The sequence below is a fragment of the Pelomonas parva genome, from assembly GCF_043555835.1.
In the GTDB taxonomy this organism is placed as follows: Bacteria; Pseudomonadota; Gammaproteobacteria; order Burkholderiales; family Burkholderiaceae_C; genus Pelomonas; species Pelomonas parva.
Genome location: NZ_JBIGHV010000004.1, coordinates 542,119 through 561,381, shown reverse-complemented (window position 1 = coordinate 561,381; position 19,263 = coordinate 542,119). Strand labels below are relative to the sequence as shown.

The following is a 19,263-nucleotide window of genomic DNA, read 5'->3' as shown; positions in this document are numbered from 1 at the left end:
CGTCAGCTTGCCAGCCAGGACGGCTTGCTCTTGCTGAGGAAGCTCTGCACCCCTTCGCGGCCCTCGGCGCTGGCGCGGATGTCGGCGATGCGTCGGGCCGTGTCGTTGCGCAGCTCGGCCGTGATGGGGCGGTCGGCTACATCCTTGACGAGTTGCTTGCAGGCTCGCGCGGCGGCTGGGCCGTTGGCGGCGATGGCCGTCGTCAGTTCGTCGACCTTGGCGTCCAAAGCGTCGGTCGTGACGACTTCATGCACGAGGCCCAGGCGCTTGGCCTCGTCGGCAGCGAACCGCTCCGCCGTCACGAAGTAGCGCCGCGAGGCCTGCTCGCCCAGCGCCTTGACGACGTATGGGCCGATGGTGGCGGGCAGCAGGCCCAGCTTGGCTTCACTCAGGCAGAAGCCCGCCGTGTCCACCGCGACGACAACATCTGCGCAGGCCACCAGCCCCACGCCGCCCGCGTAGACATCGCCCTGCACGCGCGCGATGACCGGCACCGGGCAGCTGTAGATGGCCCACAGCATGTCGGCCAGCCGCGTCGCGTCGGCGTGGTTCTCTTCCCATGAGTAACCAGCCATGGCCTTCATCCAGTTCAGGTCGGCCCCGGCGCAGAAGGCCTTGCCCTCGGCGGCAAGGACGATGGCGCGCAGTGTGTCGTCCTGACCCAGCGTCGTGAAGGTGTGCGTCAGCTGATCGATCAGCACCTCGTTGAAGACGTTGCGGACCTCGGGGCGGTTCAGCGTGACGCGGGCAATGTGGCCAGCAGGGCCGTGGCGGGTCAGTGTGAGATGGGGCGTCATGGCGTGCTCCAGACGATTGCGTCGTCGACTGCGTAGAGGTGGCAGGTCGAGGCCGGCGTGCCGTCGTCTTCGTTGCGGATGTTGCGTCGGCAGCGGGCCAGCGCGCGCGAGCGCGCATCGTCGCCGTTGGCATAGCCCCAATGGCCGTTGCCGTCGAACGCGAAGGCGCGTGGCGACTTGGTGGTCAGAAACTTCTGGAAGCCGGCGATCTGCGTGGGTTTGGAACCGGGCGGCGGGCTGGCGTCTCCGGTCAGCGCCAGCACCGGCGCAGGTGCGGCGACGCTACCGGGCTGCTCAAAGCCCAGCGGCTTCAGGAACTCGTCGACCAGCGGCTGCCAGACGTCGTTGCCGGCGGTGAACAGGGCGTGCCCGTCCTCGCCGAACGGAGGCAGTACGCGCAGGTCCACGGCGCCGCCGGCATTGGCATAGGCGCGGGCCCAGCGGCTTGCATGGTTGGGGCCGAAGTATCTGTCGTTCTCGGCATAGACCCACAGCGTCGGTGTGGCCGGCGCCACGCGGGCGTTGTCCTCGGCGTAGGCGCGGTAGAGGCGGCGCAGGTGGTCGCTCTGGCAAGGACTGCCCGGGCGCTTTTCGGGATTGCCGCCATGCCCGCCGGCGAAGTTGATGGCGGCGACCTGACCCGGCGCATGCGCCGACGTGGCCGCGATGGTGGCGATGCCGCCCACGGACACGCCCAAGAGCACGGTGCGGCTGGCATCGATGTCGGGCTGACGGGACATGAAGTCACGCACGGCCAGGATCTGCTGCGCGGCGGCGTGCAGTGCGCTGCCGAAGCGTGGCGCGTCGCAGGACACGCTGTTCTCCGGGTCACCCGCGCTGGCGAGCACGCCATAGCCCAGGCGCAGCGGCACGGCCACCGCAAAGCCCTTGCGCACGAAGTAGCGCGCGGCCGACTCGTAGCGCGGCCGCCTGTACTCGGCGCGCTTGTCGGGGTCGCGTCCATGGCTGATGACCGCCAGCGGGAACGGTCCCGGCCCGGCCGGGCGGAATGTGGTGACGAGCAACTCGCCCTCGGCGGGTTTGCCAAAGGCGTCTTCCACGCGGGCCGGCACGCGCACGATGGCTTCGCGCACATCGGCCTGCAGGCGCTCGGGGACCTGGGCCTGGGCCTGCGCCAAGCCTGCAGCCAGCGTGGCCAGCAAGCAGAGCAAGCGGACGAGGTGTGGTGCGGTCAAGGGGTCAGTGGTCCAGGTGAGGCCAGACTTGCAGGCCGAGGTGGTCGGCGTAGGCGTCGTAATCGCGGTCACGGTGCAGCAAGGCGAAATCGCGCTCGATGCAGAAGGTGGCAATCAGGCAGTCGATGCCGCTGCGGATCGTCAGGCCCAGGCGGCGCAGGCGGCGGTACTGGTCTGCTGCGCTGTGGGCGAGATCGGCGCCGCCGGTGGATTCGGTGGGCAGGGTGGACAGCAACGAACGCGCAATACGCAGATCGCCCTCGCTGCGAAAGCCGCGCAGCACCTCGAACAGCACGAGGTCGGGAAGAACGAGGCGGGTCTGGCCGTCGTTCAGCAGCTGTTCAAGCGCAGCCGTGGCGCCGTTTTCGCGACCGGCGAACAGGTCGATCCAGACGCTGCTGTCAACGACGACCATGGCGCGGTGGTTTCGGTGCCGCTTTGGCCGCTGGCATCACGGGTGCCTTTGCTGCTGGCTTGGTGGCGGGTTTGGCCCGATACGCCGCCTCGGGCTCGCCGATGCTGACGATATTGGGCTGGCCGTCCAGGCGCGGCTCACTGTCGTCCCAGCCCCATTGCAGCTTGCCCTTCCACTTCAGGATCTCGCGGTAGGCGGCTTGGCGTTCCAGTAGCGCGAGGCCCGCTTCCACCGCTTCCTTTTTCGTCTTGAACGGTCCGGCCGCCATGGCGCGAGCCATCAGGTCGTCGTCGATGTCGATGTTTGTGCGCATGATGTGTATGGAATGATGCGATTCGTGTGTATCTTACTCGATTCGCACGAAAGCCTCCCGCAGCTTCATTCGCGCTGCAACGGTTTGCACATGAGCACCGAAGCGTAGGTCTTGCCCTGCCACTGCACGCGGCCGGTGGCGACGTAGCCACGGCGCTGGTAGCGGCGGCGAAGAGCGACGGCAGGCTCGGCGGTATCGAGGGCGAGCTTGGAGAAGCCCTGTCCAAGCGCCCAGCCCTCGGCGGCGTCCATCAACTGCTCGCCGACACCTTGCCCACGGCAGTCGGGGTGCACGGCGAGCTGCGACAGGATGGCCGTGCCGGGCGTCGTGTACAGCGCTGGTGGCGGGTCGGCGATGTAGGCCTCGCCTGCGGGCTTGGGGCCGCGCACGGCGACCGTACCGACGAGGCGGCCGTCCACTTCGGCGACGAAGCCCTGCGCCTCGGCCAGCCGCTGGCGCGTGACCTCGACGCTCTGGTCCACCGCCGTGAAGTTCCAGCCCTGGGCGGCAAGCGAGGCGTAGGACACGTGCAGCAGCGCGGTCAGTTCGGTCAGGCAGTCGTTGGCGGCCAGTGGGCGGATGGTGATCATCAGGCGTTCATGGTCTTGAAGCCCGTGCGGGCGGCAACTTGCGGCAGGCCTTGGCAAGCGCGGTGGGGTCGAGCAGCCGGAGGGCTTCGTCACGCGACAGTTCGTAGGCGGGCAGCAACCTGTCCTCGGCGGGCCAGGGCGGGCGCGAGGCCGCTACGGCGCGGCAAAAAGCGGCGGCCACCTGGGTGGCATGGGCCAGGCGTCGGGCGTCGTCGGGATGGGTGGCGCCGCCATGCGCCGTCCACCCGGGGATGCGGGCCGCCGCTGTGCGCCATAAGGCGGCGCCTCGGCGCACGTCGTAGCCGGCCATGCCCGCGAACACCAGGCCCAGCGTGTCGGCGTCCAGCTCCTGGGCGCGCGGACCGGCGGGCGTGTGCTCGTGGGGCTCCACGCCGACGCGTTCGGCCAGCGACAGCGCCATGCCGCGCATCTCGTTCGGTGCGAGGGCCTGCTGCTGGCGCAGCTTGAAAAGACCATGGCCCAGCACGAGGTGGGCCAGCTCATGGCCCATCACGGCGGCGAGTTCGTCGATGGACAGCACAGCCAGCAACTCGTCGGTGATGTGCGTCCCGTCGAGCAGCGCGAAGGCACTGCCGCCGCCCACCGGGCCGAGGTTCTCGAAGGACACGTTGCAGCGACGTTGACCTTGGGCATCCAGCGCCGCGAGCCGGCCGCACCAGGGCGCCGCGACGCGGCGCAGTGCGGTCTCGACGCGAGCCAGGTCATCCCGCGTGGCCGCGCCGGCCGCGAAGCTGATGCTGGCCGAAGCAAGGGCTAGCAGGAAGCGCCAGCGCATCGCCATCACATGCGGAACACGCCGAACTTCGTCTCCGGGATGGGCGCATTCAGCGATGCGCTCAAGCCCAGCGCCAGCACGCGGCGTGTGTCGGCGGGGTCGATGACGCCGTCGTCCCACAGCCGGGCCGACGCGTAGTACGGATGGCCCTGGTCCTCGTACTGCTGGCGCAGCGGCGCCTTGAAGGCGTCCTCTTCTTCAGCCGACCAGGCACCGCCTTTGGCCTCGATGGCGTCGCGGCGGATGGTGCTCAGCACGCTGGCCGCCTGCTCGCCGCCCATCACCGAGATGCGCGCGTTGGGCCACATCCACAGGAAGCGTGGCGAGTACGCACGGCCGCACATGCCGTAGTTCCCCGCGCCGAAGCTGCCGCCGATGATGACGGTGAACTTCGGCACCTGGGCGCAGGCCACGGCCGTGACCATCTTGGCGCCGGCGCGGGCGATGCCGTCGTTCTCGTACTTGCGGCCCACCATGAACCCGGTGATGTTCTGCAGGAACACCAGCGGGATCTTGCGCTGGCAGCACAGCTCGATGAAGTGCGCGCCCTTGTTGGCGCTCTCGGCGAACAGGATGCCGTTGTTGGCGACGATGCCCACCGGCATGCCCTCGATGTGGGCGAAGCCGCAGACCAGCGTGGCGCCGTAGCGGGCCTTGAACTCGTCGAACTCGCTGCCGTCGACGATGCGGGCGATGACCTCGCGGATGTCGAAGGGCTTGCGCGTGTCGACGGGGATGACGCCGTGCAACTCGGCGGGGTCGGACAGCGGCGCCCTGGGCGCCTGCATGGCCAGCGGGTTCGTCTTCGTCCAGTTCAGCCGGGCGACGGACTGCCGCGCGATGGCCAGCGCGTGCGTGTCGTTGTTGGCCAGGTGGTCGGCGACGCCGGACAGGCGCGTATGCACGTCGCCACCGCCCAGGTCCTCCGCCGTGACGACCTCGCCGGTGGCGGCCTTCACCAGTGGCGGGCCGCCCAGGAAGATGGTGCCCTGGTTCTTGACGATGATGGTCTCATCGCTCATCGCCGGCACGTAGGCACCGCCGGCCGTGCACGAGCCCATCACGACGGCGATCTGCGGAATGCCGGCGGCCGACAGGTTGGCCTGGTTGAAGAAGATGCGGCCGAAGTGGTCGCGGTCGGGGAACACCTCGTCCTGGTTCGGCAGGTTGGCGCCGCCGCTGTCGACGAGGTAGATGCAGGGCAGGCGGTTCTGCGCGGCCACTTCCTGCGCGCGCAGGTGCTTCTTGACGGTGATCGGGTAGTAGGTGCCGCCCTTCACCGTCGCGTCGTTGCAGACGATGACGCACTCCACGCCCGACACGCGGCCGATGCCGGCCACCACGCCGCCGCCGGGCGCCGCGTTGTCATAGAGGTTGAGCCCGGCCAGCGGCGCCAGTTCGAGGAAGGGCGTGCCCGGGTCCAGGAGCATCTCCACGCGGTCGCGCGGCAGCAGCTTGCCGCGCGCGGTGTGCTTGGCGCGGGCCGCCTCGCCACCGCCTTGCGCAATTTGAGTGAGCTTGGCGTTCAAGTCATCGATCAGGCCGCGCATCGCGTCGGCATTGGCCTTGAAGTCGGCCGAGCGGGGGTTGAGCTGGGTGGTCAGAACCGGCATGGGGTCTCCTCGGGTCTTGTGGTTTTTGTGGCGCAGCGCTTGTGGCGCCTTGCCTCATTTCGTCAGCGACTGGACCAGCAAGGTCTCGCACAGCTTGAACAGCAGCCAGGCCGCCATCGCGCCCACGCACGAGGCCAGCAGCTCCAGCAGCTGCCGCAGGCCGCCGTCTTGCAGGCCTTGCCAGCCATTGTCGGAGAGGAAGGCGGCGTTGCTGCCCACCAAGCGCAGCAGGTCCAGCGTCAGCAGGCCGAAGGCGATGAAGCTCAAGGTCATCAGGCCGAAACAGCTCAGGCGGTGGCGGCGCAGCCAGGCGACGAAGTCGGAAAAGACAGGCATAGACCCTCCTTCACGGAAGCAGGCGGCATTCTGTATCGCTACCATCCTTGCTCCTGCAGGGAGTGGGAGGTGAGCATGAATGCATTGAAGGTCTGGCTGGCCATGGGCCTGCTGTTGTGCAGTGGCTGGGCCGGCGCGCAGGCGCAGGCCGCCGATGCCGACTGGCGTTATCGCGTCCAGCCCGGCGACACCTTGCTGACGCTGACCGAGGATTGGCTGTCGGCGCCGCGCAGCTGGCGCGACCTGCAGAAGCTCAACCGCGTGGCCGACCCGCTGCGCCTGATGCCCGGCCGCACGCTGCGCATGCCCGTCGCCTGGCTCAAGCGCGAGGCCAGCGTGGCCGAGGCGGTGTTCGTCAAGGGCGACGTGCAGCGTCTGCGCGACGCAGCCAGCGAAGCCCTGGCCAGCGGTGCCACGCTGCGCAGCGGCGACCGCCTGCGCACCGGCGCGCAGGCCAGCGCCTCCTTGCGCTTTGCCGACGGCTCGCGCCTGCTGATCCCGCCGCAGAGCGATGTCACGCTGGAGCAGCTGCTCGTGCTGGGGCGCGGCGCCATCCCCGCCGTGCGCCTGCGCGTGGACAAGGGGGGCGCGGACAACCGCGTCGCGCCCAACCCGCAACGCGTGCCGCTGTACGAGCTGCGCACGCCGCACGCCAACCTCGGCGTGCGCGGCACCGAGTTCCGCGTGCAGACCACCGAGGGCGCCACGCGCATGCAGGTCATTTCAGGCGCCGTGCATGCCGACGGCCTGGGTGCCGACGTGGCCACCGGCCAGGGGCTGCTCGCCGAGGGCGGCAGCCTGCGCGTGACGCCGCTGCTGCCGGCTCCCGATCTGACCGCGCTGCCGCGCACCGCCGAGCGCCTGCCGCTGCGCCTGAGCTGGGGCGCCTCGCCCGCCGGCGCCGTGGCCTGGCGCGCGCAGCTCTTCCCCAAGGGCGACTTCGACCGTCTGCTGCTCGACGCCCGCGTCGCCGAGCCCGTGGCCGCCTGGGCCGAGGCGCGCGAGCTGGCCGACGGCGACTACACGCTGCGCCTGCGCGGCATCGACGCCCGTGGCCACGAAGGCGCCGCCGCCGATGCCGACGTGCACCTGCAGGCCCGCCCCGAGCCGCCCTTCATCCAGGCGCCGGCCCAGGGTGCCGTCAGCTACAACGGCGCCATGGCCCTGGCCTGGACGCGCAACACCGCCGCCCCCGACGTGCGCCTGCAGATCGCGCGTGACGCCGAGTTCAAGGACCTAGCGCTGCAGCCGCCGCCGATTGATTCGGCGAGCTACGAGGCGAAGTTGCCCGACGGCGCCTACCACTGGCGCATCGCCTCGGTCGAAGCCGGCGGCCGCGCCGGCCCGTTCAGCGACCCGCAGCGCTTCGAGATCCAGCCCCCGCCGCCCGCGCCGCCGCCGGCCGAGCCCGAGATCAGCGGCGACCAGCTCAAGCTGCGCTGGCGCGCCGACGCGGGCGTGGTGCGCTACGAACTGGAGTGGGCCAAGGCGGCGACCTTCGACGGCCCCGACCTGCAGCGCATCGCCACCGACAAGCCCGAGGTGGTGATGGCCAAGCCGTCCTGGGGCAAGTACTTCCTGCGCGCCCGTGCCTTCAATGCAGCCGGCGCGGCCGGCCCCTGGGGCCAGACGCAGATGATCGAAGTGCCCTACCCGCGCTGGTTGTGGCTGCTGCCTCTCGCGTTGATTCCACTGCTTTGAAACGTTGGCCCTGGCTCGCTTTGCCCGGCGCCCTGGCGCTCTGGGCGCTGCTGAGCCTCGTCGGCTTGCAGCCGCGTGTGGATCGCCAACTGGCCGACCTCTTCGTGCGCGCCGCCGCCCCCGCGCCGGCCGAGCCGGGCAGCGTCATCGTCGACATCGACGACGCCTCGCTGCGCGCGCTGCGCGAGCCGCTGGGCGAGTGGCCCTACCCGCGCAGCGTCTATGCGCTGATGCTGGACTACCTGCGCCAGGCCGGCGCGCGGCTGGTCGTCATCGACATCGTCTTCGCTGGCGCGCGCGAGGGCGATGCCGAGCTGGCCCGGGCCTTGCCCGGCACGCCGCCCGTCGTGCTGGCCGCCGCCGGCCTGGCGCCGCGCCAGCGCAGCGCCGTCGACCTGGCGCCCACCTCGCCCGCCGAGGAGGCGGTGCTGCAGCGCGTCGGCGGCGCGGCCGCCGGCATCCCGTGGGCCGGGCTGACCGCGCCCGCCGACACCCTGCTGGACGCGCTGACCGTGCGCGGCAGCCTGGGCGTCATCTCGGTGGATCTGGACGACGACGGCCTGCTGCGCCGGCTGCCGCTGCTGCACCAGGTGCAGGGCCGCGCGCTGCCCAGCCTGGCGCTGGCCGCGCGGCTGCGGGCCGATGCTGCGGCGGGCTGGCGACTCGAAGGCGGCGAGCTGATCGCCGGCCCGCGCCGCTGGCCGGTCGACGAGCAGGCCCGACTGCGGCTGCGGCTACCGCTGAATGGCGGTGAGCTGCCGCGCCTGCCCTGGCAGCGGCTGATGCGCGCCGCGTTGGGCGCGACGGACGACGCCGAACTGGCGCGCCAGCTGGCCGGCCGCAGCGTCTTCGTCGGCAGCAGCGCCTTCTTCGCGGACGAGGTCATGCTGCCGGAAGGCCGGCTGTTCGGCGCGGCGCACAACGCGGCTGTCTTCGAGGCCCTGGGCGCCGAGCCGCTGCCGCTGCTGCGCGAGCGCGGCGCCGCCGTCTGGGCTTTGAACGGGCTGCTCTTGCTGCTCGGCGCGCTGCCGCTGCTGCTGCGCCAGCAGGCGCTGGCGGCGGGCCTGGCGCTGCTGCTGCTGGTCTGCACCGCCTGGGCCGCCGTGATGGCCGGCCTGCTGCCGACGCTGGCGCCCGCGCTCTACCTGCTCGCGCTGGCGCTGCTGCTGACGGCCGTGCAGCGCGGCCGCGACGCCAGCGCCCGTGAGCGCGAGCTGACGCGCCAGCGCGAACTCGCCGAGGCCCGCAGCCGCGCCAAGACCGAGCTGCTGGCGCAAGTGAGCCATGAGATGCGCACGCCGATGAACGCGGTGCTGGGCTTCTGCGACATCCTGGCCCGCTCGCCGCTCAAGCCCGACCAGGCGCACTACGTCGACGTGCTGGGCCATGCCGGCCGCCAGGTCTTCGCCCTCATCAACGACTTGCTCGACAACGCTCGCATCGAAAGCGGTCGGCTGGAGCTGGCCAGCCAGCCGTTCAACCTCGTCGACCTCGTCGGCCTGCAGCTGGAGCTGCTGCGCGAGCGCGCCCAGAGTCAGGGCCTGTGGCTGAGCGTGTTCGCGCGCTCCGAGACGACCGGCTGGGTGCTGGGCGACCCGCAGCGCGTGGCGCAGATCGTCACCAACCTGGTCGGCAATGCCATCAAGTTCACGAAGGCCGGTGGCGTCACCGTGGAGCTGTCGCGCGATGCGGCCGGCCTCGTCGTCATCAGCGTGCGCGACACCGGCATCGGCATCGCGGCCGAGCGGCTGGACCGCATCTTCCAGCCCTTCTCGCAGGCCGACGTGAGCATCGCGCGCGAGTTCGGTGGCACCGGGTTGGGCCTGTCCATCACGCGCAGCCTGGCGCGGCTGATGGGCGGCGACGTGAGCGTGCAGAGCCGGCCGGGCGAGGGCAGCCGCTTCGAGGCCCGGCTGGCGCTGCCCGACACGCCGCCACCCGAGGTGGAGGCCATCGCGCTGGCCGCCCCGGCGGCCGCCGGTGCGGCCCAGGCCGAGCGCGCCGCGCCCAGCCGGTCGCTGTCGCTGCTGCTGGCCGAGGACAACGACGTCAACGTGCTCGTCATCGAGGGCATGCTGGCGCCACTGGGCCACCGCATCACCCGTGCGCGCGACGGCGCCGAGGCGCTGGCGGCGCTGCGCGCCGGCCACTTCGACCTGGTGTTGATGGACATGCTGATGCCCGTCGTCGATGGCCTGTCGGCCACACGCCAGTGGCGCGCCGTCGAGGCCGCCGAGGGCCTGCCGCGCACGCCCATCGTCGCGCTGACGGCCAATGCCTTCGAGGCCGATGTGCAGCACTCCCTCGCCGCCGGCTGCGACGCCCACCTCACCAAGCCGATCAGCCTGGCCGCGCTGCTGCAGGCGCTGGCGAAGTACGCACGTGGCTGACGCGCCTGCGGCTTCATCGGCTGGCGCCTACAACCGCAGCCGCGTGCGCGCGGTATCGTGCCGCAGTGCCCACTGCCGACCCGCCCCATGAGTGACCCTGCGACCGCGCCGCGAGAGCCCGACACCGCCTTCATGGCGGGCGGCGGTGAGCTGGGGCGGCTCATGCGCAGCCACGACTGGGCCGCCACGCCGCTCGGGCCGCCGGCACACTGGCCGCGCAGCCTCAAGACCGTCGTGCGCATCATGCTCACCTCGCGCCAGCCGATCTGGGTCGGCTGGGGGCCGCAGCTGACCTATCTCTACAACGACGCCTACCAATCCATCATCGGCGGCAAGCACCCGCAGGCGCTGGGCCAGCCGACGGTCAGCGTCTGGCGCGAGATCCAGGCAGAGATCAGCCCGCTGCTCGAGAGCGCCATGAGCGGCGACGGCACCTTCGTCGAGAGCCAGTTGCTCATCATGGAGCGCAACGGCTACCCCGAGGAGACCTACTACACCTTCTCCTACAGCCCCATCCCCGGCGACGACGGCCTGCCGGCCGGCATCATCTGCGCCAACTCCGACGAGACGCAGCGCGTCATCGGCGAGCGCCAGCTGGCGCTGCTGCGCGAGCTGGCCATGCGCGCCGCCGATGCGCGCACGGTCGACGAGGCCGTGCAGCGCTGCGCCCAGGCGCTGCAGACCAACCGCCGCGACCTGCCCTTCGCGCTGGTGCTGCTGCGCAGCCACGGCGAACCCAGCTTCACGCTGGCCGCTGCGGCCGGCGAGCCGTGGCCCTGGCTGGAGGCGGCTCAGGCGCTGGACTTCAGCGCCGCGCCTTGGCGGGCGGACGAGGTGCTGGCGTCCCAGCAGCCCAGGGTCGTGCAGGCCTTGCCGGCCGGCATCGCCTGGCCCCGCGGCGACTGGCAGGAGGCGCCGCGCCAGGCCATGCTGCTGCCCATCCGGCCCTCGGGCGATGCCGGCCGGGAGGGCGTGCTGGTGGTCGGCCTGAGCCCGCACCGCCTGGCCGAAGGCAGCTACACGGACTTCCTGCAGCTCGTGGCCCGGCAGCTCTCGGCGGCCATCGGCCATGCCGAGGCCTATGAGCTGCAGCGCCACAAGGCCGAGGAGCTGGCGCGGCTGGATCGCGCCAAGACGCAGTTCTTCTCCAACATCAGCCACGAGTTCCGCACCCCGCTGACGCTGATGCTCGGGCCGCTGCACGACGCCCTCACCCAGGGCGGCCTGCCGCATGCGCAACAGGAGCGGTTGGTGATGGTGGAGCGCAATGCGCGCCGGCTGTCCAAGCTCGTCAACGCGTTGCTGGAGTTCTCGCGCATCGAGGTCGGGCGCGTCTCCTCCACCTTCCGGCCTACCGACCTGGCGGCGCTGACGGGCGAGCTGGCCAGCACCTTCCGCTCGGCGATGGAGAAGGCCGGCCTGGTGTTCCGCGTTGCCTGCCCGACGCTGCCGGCGCCGGTCTACGTCGACCGCGACCACTGGGAGCGCATCGTGCTGAATCTGCTGTCCAACGCGCTGAAGTACACGTTGCAGGGCGGTGTCTCGGTGCAGGTGACGGCGGAGGCCGGCGTGGCCGTCGTCGCCATCGAGGACACCGGCATCGGCGTGGCCGAGCACGAGGTGCCGCGCCTGTTCGAGCGCTTCCACCGCATCGAGGGCGCGCTGGCGCGCACCCACGAAGGCAGCGGCATCGGCCTGGCTCTGGTGCAGGAGCTGATGCGCCTGCATCACGGCGACATCGCGGTGGACAGCCACCTGGGCCGCGGCACGCGCTTCACGCTGCGCCTGCCCTTCGGCCATGCCCACCTGCCGGCCGAGCAGGTCAGCCATGAGCGCGCCGAGGCGCCGAACATCAGCCTGGCGCCCAGCTATGTGCAGGAGGCCTTGCGCTGGTTGCCCGATGCAGCCGCAGCCGCGACCCAACCAGGCCCGGGCGGCCACGCGCCGACCCCGCTCGGCGAGCGCTACCGCGCCACGCTGGGTGCGCGCATCGTCATCGCTGACGACAACGCCGACATGCGGCAGTACCTGCGCGGTCTGCTGGCGCCCTATTTCCGTGTCGAGGAGGCGGCTGATGGCGAGCAGGCGCTGGCGGCGGTGCGCCGCGAGCGGCCGGCGCTGCTGCTGTCCGACGTGATGATGCCCAGGCTGGATGGCTTCCAACTGCTGGCCGAGCTGCGCGCCGATGCCCGCACGCGCGCGCTCCCGGTCGTGCTGCTGTCGGCCCGCGCGGGCGAGGAGGCGCAGATCGATGGCCTGGGCGCCGGGGCGGACGACTACCTCGTCAAGCCCTTCACGGCGCGCGAGCTGCTGGCGCGGGTGTCGGCCCTGATCGAGCTGGACCGGCTGCGCCGCGCCGGCGAGCAGCAGCTGCGCCTGTACCTCACCAATGCGCGCATGTTCAGCTGGGACATCGACTTCCGCGCCCGCAAGCTGACGCTGTCCGACAACGCTGCCGACGTGCTCGGCACGATGCCGGCCAGCCTGGAGGCCGGGCTCGCCCTCGTCCACCCCGACGACGTGGTGCAGCACCGCGCCGCCATCGACGCCGCCGTGCGCAGCCGCTGCGGCTTCACGCAGGAGCTGCGCCTGGTGCGGCCTGACAGCGGCGAGGTGCGCTGGATCGAGGTGCGTGCCCAGGCCCTTTGCAACGACGCTGGCGAGGTCAGCGGCCTGTGCGGCATCTCCTTCGACATGACCGAGCGCAAGCGCATGGAGGAGGCGCTGCGCGAGTCCGACCGCCGCAAGGACGAGTTCCTCGCCATGCTGGCCCACGAGCTGCGCAACCCGCTGGCGCCCATCCGCAACTCGGCCGAACTGATGCTGCGCACGCTGCCCGCCGAGGCGCCGGTGCGCCGCGCGGTCGAGATCATCAACCGCCAGGTGCAGCAGATGGCGCGCATGGTGGACGACCTGCTCGACGTGTCGCGCATCACCCATGGCCGCATCGAGCTCGAATGCCGGCCGGTCGACCTGGCTGCCGTCATCGCCTCCGCCGTCGAAGCCGCCGGGCCGGCCGTGCAGGAGCGTCGCCACCGGCTGGCGGTCGAATTGCAAGGGGCCCTGCGGGTGCTGGGAGACGCCGCCCGGCTGGAGCAATGCGTCGTCAACCTGCTGTCCAACGCCGCCAAGTACACCGACCCGGGCGGCGACATCCGCCTCACGCTCGATGCGCTGGGCGGCCAGGCCGTCATCCGCGTGCAGGACAGCGGCGCCGGCATCGCGCCCGACATCCTGCCTGTCGTCTTCGATCTCTTCGTGCAGAGCGCGCGCACGCTGGACCGCGCCCAGGGCGGTCTGGGCATCGGTCTGTCCATCGTGCGGCGCCTGGTGAACATGCATGGCGGCCAGGTCAGTGCCAGCAGCCCGGGCGTGGGCGGCGGCGCCACGTTCGAGATCCGCCTGCCGCTGACGACGCTGGCCGCGCCGGCCGGCGTGGCAGCGCCCCCGGCCGGCCCGCCGCCGCGCCGCGTGCTGCTCATCGACGACAACGAGGACGCCGCCGAGTCCCTGTCGCTGATGCTGAGCGCCGACGGCCACGAGGTGCAGACCGGCTTCAGCGCCGACGATGCGCTGACCATGGCCATCGCCTGGCGGCCCGACGTGATGCTGCTGGACATCGGCCTGCCGGGCATGGACGGCTACGAGGTGGCGCGCCGCCTGCGTGCCGACCCGTCGGCCGCGTCCATGCGCCTGGTCGCGCTGACCGGCTATGGGCAGCCGGAGGATTTGCGGCGTTCGGCCCAGGCGGGCTTTGACGGCCACCTCGTCAAGCCGGTCGCCCTGGACGCACTGATGAGGGAGATCCAGGGGCTGAATTCCTGACCGATGTACTGGGGCGGCGCTTGTGGCTAGAGTCGCGCAGTTCCATACCCGAGGCCCCCCATGATCAACCTGAACGTGAACGGTCGCGCCGTCTCGCTCGACGCCGACCCCGACATGCCCCTGCTCTGGGCCGTGCGAGAGGAGTTGCAACTCACCGGCAGCAAATTTGGCTGCGGCGCGGCGCAGTGCGGCGCCTGCACCATGCATGTGGCGGGTGCGCCGGTGCGGGCCTGCATGACGCCGATCTCGTCCGTGCAAGGCCCGGTGACCACCATCGAAGGCATGGCCAACGACAAGGTTGGCCAGGTGGTGCAGGCCACCTGGGTCGAGCACGACGTGGCCCAGTGCGGCTACTGTCAGAGCGGCCAGGTGATGAGCGCCGTGGCCTTGCTGAAGACCAACAAGAAGCCCAGCGACGCCCAGATCGACGAAGCCATGGCCGGCAACATCTGCCGCTGTGGCACCTACACCCGCATCCGCGCCGCCATCCATGCGGCTGCGAGCAAGCTCGCTTGAAGGGTCTCACATGCTGAATCCACGTCGTATCGACCAAGCACTGTCCGGCGGGCTCTCCCGCCGCGCCTTCGTCACCGCCACCGTCGGCGGCGCCGTCGGCTTGGCCATGCTGCCGAGTTTGAGCGGTGCGCAGGCGCCCAAGCCCGGCGCCAAGCCTACCGAACAGCCGCTGGCCTTCATCACCATCGCCAAGGACGGCACCACCACCATCCTGTGCAACCGCATGGACATGGGCCAGGGCATCGAGACCGGCCTGGCCATGATCTGCGCCGAGGAACTGGACGCCGACTGGAGCAGGGTGCGCACCGGCTTCGGCGACCAGAAGGCCGCCTACGTGGACCCGCTGTTCGGCATGCACCTGACCGGCGGCTCCAACTCGATCAAGAACAGCTACCCGCAATACCGCGAACTGGGTGCCCGCACCAAGGCCATGCTGGTGGGCGCAGCGGCCGAAGCCTGGGGTGTGCCCGCTTCGTCGCTGAAAGCCGAGAACGGTGTCATCAGCGGCGGTGGCAAGAGCGCCGGCTACGGCGAGTTCTTCGACGCGGCGATGAAGCAGGCCGTGCCCGAGACCGTCACGCTCAAGGACCCGAAGACCTTCAAGCTCATCGGCAAGCCCACCGGCCTGGTCGTCAGCCAGGCCAAGAGCACCGGCGCCCAGGCCTACGGCATGGACGTGCAACTGCCGGGCATGGCTGTGGCCGTCATCCAGCGCCCGCCCGTCTTCAACGGCAAGGTGGGCAAGCTCGACGCCAGCGAGGCGCTCAAGGTCAAGGGCGTCAAGGCCGTGCTGCCCGTGACGCTGGACCGTGGCGGCCAGGGCGTGGCCGTGGTGGCCAGCGGCTACTGGGCCGCCAAGAAGGGTCGCGACGCGCTGAAGGTCGACTGGGACCTGGGCGGCGTGGCCAAGGCCGACACGGCGGCGCTGACCAAGCAATACCTGGCACTCGCCAAGACCGCCGGTACGCCCGCGCCCAAGCCCGAGTTCCAGGCCGACGTGAGCGGCTGGGCCAAGGCGCCCAAGAAGATCACGGCCGACTTCGTCTTCCCTTACCTGAACCACGCGCAGATGGAGCCGCTGGCCTGCACGGTGGACTTGAAGGCCGACCGCTGCGACGTCTACTACGCGGCGCAGATGCCCGGCCTGGACGCGATGGGCCTGGCCAGGACGGTAGGCCTGAAGCCGGAGCAGGTGCAGATCCACGTGCAGATGGCCGGCGGCGGCTTCGGCCGGCGCGCCGTGCCCACGAGCGAATGGCCGCGCGAGGCGGCGGCCGTGGCCGTGGCGCTGGCCCAGGCGGGCAAGCCCATGCCCGTCAAGGTGGTCTGGAGCCGCGAGGACGACGTCAAGGCCGGCTACTACCGGCCCATGACCGTGCACCGCGCCGAGATCGGCTTTGATGCCAAGGGCAACATCGCCGGCTGGCAGCACCGCATCGTCAGCCAGAGCATCCTGAAGGGCTCGCCGCTGGAAGGCTTCGGCTACCAGAAGGGCGTGGACGGCACGACCACCGAGGGCATGCGCGACCCCTACGAGATCCCGATGAACCTGAGCGTGCACCACCCGGACGTCAACGTGCCGGTGCTGTGGTGGCGCTCGGTGGGCGCCACACACACGGCCTACGTGATGGAGACGCTGCTCGACGAGATCGCCTTTGCCACCAAGCAGGACCCGGTGGCCTACCGCCTCAAGCTGATGACCGGCAACGCCAAGGCCGAGCGCCACCGCCTGGCCTTGCAGGCGGCGGTGGACAAGAGCGGCTACGGCAAGCGCAAGCTCAAGGCCGGCCAGGCCTGGGGCGTTGCAGTGCATGAGAGCTTCGAGTCGGTCGTGGCCTATGTCGTCGTCGCCAGCCTGAAGGGCAAGGGCAAGGACCGCCAGCCCGTTTTGCAGGAAGTGCATGCCGGCGTGCACTGCAACCTCTGCATCAACCCACGCTCCGTGGAGACGCAGGTGCAGGGCGCGGCCATCATGGCCCTGGCCACGACGATGCCGACCCACCGCGTCACGTTCAAGGACGGCGTCGTCGAGCAGAACAACTTTTACGACATGGCCATGCCGCGCATCACGGACTCGCCCAAGGTGATGACCGTCAGCATCGTGCCCAGCAACGACCCACCCAAGGGCATGGGCGAGCCGGGCCTGCCGGCGCTGGCCCCGGCGCTTGCGAACGCGGTGGCGCGGTTGACGGGGCAGCGCCACCGGGAGCTGCCGTTCAGGTTCGCATGAAGATCATTGCCCTCAGCGGCGCGCTGCGCCGCGCCTCCTACAACACCGCCCTGTTGCGCGCCGCCGCCGCGCTGGCGCCCGAAGGCGTCACGATCGAGCTGCGCACCCTGCACGGCATCCCCCTCTACGACGGCGATGTCGAGGCCGAAGGCATCCCGGAGGCGGTGACGAAACTCCGCGAAGAGATCCGCGCCGCCGACGCGCTGCTGATCTCGACGCCCGAGTACAACAACGCCATCCCCGGCGTGCTGAAGAACGGGCTGGACTGGCTGTCCCGCCCCAGCGGTGAGGGGTCGAAGCTGTTCGGCGGAAAGCCCACCGGCCTGATCGGCGCGACACCCGGCGGCTTCGGCACGGTGCAGTCGCAGGACGCGCTGCTGTCCGTGCTGCGCGCCTTCGGCAACGACTTCTGGATGGGCGGGCGGCTGATGGTGTCGCGCGTCGGCACGGTGTTCGATGCCGACGGCGTGTTGGTCGACGACAAGGTGCGTGCCCAGCTACAGCAGTTCGTGCAGGGCTTTGTCGCCTTCGTGCAGGCGAGGGCGGTATGAGCTTCCTCGTCGAGCGCATCACCAGCCATGTCGGCGACGTCGGCGGCCTGCCCATCCAGCGGGCGCTGCCCAACAAGGGTCGCCGCGTCATTGGCGCCTGGTGCTTTGCCGACCACGCCGGTCCGGCCACGCCGGAGAAGCGCATGAACGTCGGCCCGCATCCGCACACCGGGCTGTCGACCTTCAGCTGGATGATCGAGGGCGAGATCCTGCACCGCGACAGCCTGGGCTCCGAGCAGGTGCTGCGCGCTGGCCAGGTCAACCTGATGACGGCGGGGCGCGGCATCTCGCACAGCGAGGAGTCGCTGTCCGACCGCATCCACCTGGCGCAGTTGTGGATCGCGCTGCCGGATGCCGAGCGGGAGATGGCGCCGAGCTTCCAGCACTTCGCCGATCTGCCGCGTGCGGCGCTGAACGACGGCTGGGACGCGACCGTGCTCGTTGGCGATTTCGCGGGCGAGCGTTCGCCGGTGCCCAGCTTCACACCGCTGCTGGGCGTCGATCTGGTTGCCGCCGGCCCGGCCTGCGCGACGCTGGCGCTGGACGCGCGCTTCGAGCATGGCGTGATGCTGCTGGAGGGCGAGGTCGAGGTCAGCCCTGCCGGCCACGACGCGGTCGAGACCGTCGCGCCTGGCACGCTGCTCTACATCGGCGCGGGCTGCGAGTCGGTCGAACTGCGCTGCTCGGCGGCGTCACGCCTGCTGCTGCTGGGCGGCGAGCCCTGGGCGCAGGCGCCGCTGCTGTGGTGGAACTTCGTCGGCCGCGACCCGGCGGAGATGCAGGTCTGGGCGGAGGATTGGACGCGGGAGGACGGTGGCCGCTTCGGTGTCGTGCAAGGCTACGTCGGCCCGCGCATCCCGGTGCCGCCGGTGCCGGCGCTCAGGAAACCCTAGGCGCGAGCGCTCTTCACCAGCGCCTCGATCCTCGCCGTCGCATTCACCGCCACCAGCTCCACCTGCGGATTCGCCTTGGCGAACACGCGGAACAACTCGTCCGTGAAGCCATGGCCCACGTCGGTCACGCCGTCGAAGTCGATCTCTGCGCGCTTGAAGGTTGTCAGCCGTGAACCCACCCGGCGGGCGGCGGCCCGCGAGTCCAGCGCCTGGCCTTCCGTTGTCAGCAGGCGCAGCTGCACCCGCGTCTGGTCGAACTCGATGCCGTCGCCCTGGATGCTCCAGGCGTCCATGACGCCGTCCAGCGTGCGCGTCGTGTTCAGCGCGATGGCCATGTAGATCGAACTGCCCTGGCGGGGCAGCGCGCGGCCCTTCTTCCATCCGCTGCTCTCCCAGGCACGGCGCTGGTAAGCGGTGTTGTTGGCGTGGATGTCGAACACATCGGCCAGCTGGCTGCTGAAGAACAGGCCGCGGCCGGTGTGGGCGTCGGGCGCGCTGGTGAGGCGCCCCTTGCTCAGCTCCAGCATCGCGTGCTGCGTGTCTTCGAGCTGGAAGGCGGTGCAGATCTTGTCGAACACGCCGCAGCCGTCGTCGCTGACCAGCAGCTGCACATGGGTGGGCGTCTGGCGCAGCGACACGGTGACGCTGCTGCCGCCGGAATGGTCGGCCGCGTTGTTCACCAGCTCGGTGAAGCCGTGCTGCACCATGCGCTCCACGTGCCGGGACAGCGCGAAATGAGGCGCGAAGTCACGCTGCCAGGGCAGGTCTTCCTGCAGGCCGTGCAGCGTGTAGCTGCGCGCCACCTGGCGCAGCGCGCCGGGCGCGAACACGGGGCGGCGCGAGGTGCCCGAGCGGGCCAGCCAGCCGGCGTCGACCAGGCGTTTCAGCGCCGCCATCGCGGCGCGGTGGCTGGCGCCGGTGCGCTCCTCGATGTGGGCGGCCAGATCGTGCGAGTGCTCGCTGGCAGCCGCAGTGATCCAGTTGGTGAGGTGGTCGAACACCAGTCTTGTCATGAGCGCGCATTGTGATGACTACTCTCATCCATGGGGGTGGGGCATGCCCGCGAGTCCATAGAATCCCCAACCAGTTACGACGCGGTTA

At 70.7% G+C, this 19,263-nt stretch carries 16 protein-coding genes; 7 read left to right on the top strand and 9 right to left on the bottom strand.

Annotated elements, in window-relative coordinates:
* Positions 1–2 precede the first annotated feature (2 nt).
* The 8 genes from ACG00Y_RS13320 to ACG00Y_RS13285 form a co-directional block, all read right to left on the bottom strand.
* Positions 3–797, bottom strand: a complete 795-nt coding sequence (locus tag ACG00Y_RS13320; RefSeq protein WP_394479516.1) for an enoyl-CoA hydratase/isomerase family protein — start codon at positions 795–797, stop codon at positions 3–5.
* Complete coding sequence (locus tag ACG00Y_RS13315; RefSeq protein ID WP_394479514.1) at positions 794–1,993, bottom strand: alpha/beta hydrolase family protein; 1,200 nt, start codon at positions 1,991–1,993, stop codon at positions 794–796. Before ACG00Y_RS13315 ends, ACG00Y_RS13320 begins: the two co-directional genes overlap by 4 nt.
* A 4-nt stretch (positions 1,994–1,997) precedes the next feature.
* The gene (vapC, locus tag ACG00Y_RS13310) at positions 1,998–2,408 is read right to left on the bottom strand and encodes a type II toxin-antitoxin system VapC family toxin (RefSeq protein WP_394479512.1); all 411 of its coding nucleotides are present in this window, start codon (positions 2,406–2,408) and stop codon (positions 1,998–2,000) included.
* Positions 2,395–2,721, bottom strand: coding sequence for a type II toxin-antitoxin system VapB family antitoxin (locus ACG00Y_RS13305; protein WP_394479511.1), 327 nt, complete (start codon positions 2,719–2,721; stop codon positions 2,395–2,397). Before ACG00Y_RS13305 ends, vapC begins: the two co-directional genes overlap by 14 nt.
* A 65-nt stretch (positions 2,722–2,786) precedes the next feature.
* Complete coding sequence (locus ACG00Y_RS13300; RefSeq protein WP_394479510.1) at positions 2,787–3,311, bottom strand: GNAT family N-acetyltransferase; 525 nt, start codon at positions 3,309–3,311, stop codon at positions 2,787–2,789.
* A gap of 7 nt (positions 3,312–3,318) precedes the next feature.
* On the bottom strand, positions 3,319–4,107 hold the full coding sequence (locus ACG00Y_RS13295) for a M48 family metalloprotease (RefSeq protein WP_394479508.1): 789 nt from the start codon (positions 4,105–4,107) through the stop codon (positions 3,319–3,321).
* Between the two features lie 5 nt (positions 4,108–4,112).
* Positions 4,113–5,720, bottom strand: coding sequence for a carboxyl transferase domain-containing protein (locus ACG00Y_RS13290; RefSeq protein ID WP_394479506.1), 1,608 nt, complete (start codon positions 5,718–5,720; stop codon positions 4,113–4,115).
* A 54-nt stretch (positions 5,721–5,774) separates the two neighbouring features.
* Positions 5,775–6,056: a hypothetical protein gene (locus tag ACG00Y_RS13285; RefSeq protein ID WP_394479504.1), complete on the bottom strand. Its 282-nt coding sequence runs from the start codon at positions 6,054–6,056 to the stop codon at positions 5,775–5,777.
* Positions 6,057–6,131: 75 nt separating this feature from the next.
* On the opposite strand from ACG00Y_RS13285, the gene ACG00Y_RS13280 reads away from it, so the two are divergent.
* The 7 genes from ACG00Y_RS13280 (at position 6,132) to ACG00Y_RS13250 (ending at position 18,162) form a co-directional block, all read left to right on the top strand.
* Positions 6,132–7,757, top strand: coding sequence for a FecR domain-containing protein (locus ACG00Y_RS13280; protein ID WP_394479502.1), 1,626 nt, complete (start codon positions 6,132–6,134; stop codon positions 7,755–7,757).
* Positions 7,754–10,147 (top strand): hybrid sensor histidine kinase/response regulator, encoded by a 2,394-nt coding sequence (locus tag ACG00Y_RS13275; RefSeq protein WP_394479500.1) that lies wholly within the window; start codon positions 7,754–7,756, stop codon positions 10,145–10,147. Before ACG00Y_RS13280 ends, ACG00Y_RS13275 begins: the two co-directional genes overlap by 4 nt.
* An 87-nt stretch (positions 10,148–10,234) precedes the next feature.
* On the top strand, positions 10,235–13,972 hold the full coding sequence (locus ACG00Y_RS13270) for an ATP-binding protein (RefSeq protein WP_394479498.1): 3,738 nt from the start codon (positions 10,235–10,237) through the stop codon (positions 13,970–13,972).
* 60 nt (positions 13,973–14,032) lie between these two features.
* Positions 14,033–14,488 carry a (2Fe-2S)-binding protein gene (locus tag ACG00Y_RS13265; RefSeq protein WP_394479496.1) on the top strand — a complete coding sequence of 152 codons (456 nt, stop codon included), beginning with the start codon at positions 14,033–14,035 and terminating at the stop codon, positions 14,486–14,488.
* Positions 14,489–14,498: 10 nt separating this feature from the next.
* A complete protein-coding gene (locus ACG00Y_RS13260; protein ID WP_394479495.1) occupies positions 14,499–16,718 on the top strand; it encodes a xanthine dehydrogenase family protein molybdopterin-binding subunit in 2,220 nt (739 codons plus the stop codon).
* Complete coding sequence (locus tag ACG00Y_RS13255) at positions 16,715–17,269, top strand: NADPH-dependent FMN reductase (RefSeq protein ID WP_394479493.1); 555 nt, start codon at positions 16,715–16,717, stop codon at positions 17,267–17,269. The genes ACG00Y_RS13260 and ACG00Y_RS13255 overlap by 4 nt, the downstream gene beginning before the upstream one ends.
* A complete protein-coding gene (locus ACG00Y_RS13250; protein WP_394479491.1) occupies positions 17,266–18,162 on the top strand; it encodes a pirin family protein in 897 nt (298 codons plus the stop codon). Before ACG00Y_RS13255 ends, ACG00Y_RS13250 begins: the two co-directional genes overlap by 4 nt.
* Here the strand turns inward: ACG00Y_RS13250 and ACG00Y_RS13245 are convergent.
* Positions 18,159–19,175 carry an ATP-binding protein gene (locus ACG00Y_RS13245; protein ID WP_394479489.1) on the bottom strand — a complete coding sequence of 339 codons (1,017 nt, stop codon included), beginning with the start codon at positions 19,173–19,175 and terminating at the stop codon, positions 18,159–18,161. The two genes, ACG00Y_RS13250 and ACG00Y_RS13245, sit on opposite strands and share 4 nt — an antisense overlap.
* Positions 19,176–19,263: the final 88 nt, after the last annotated feature.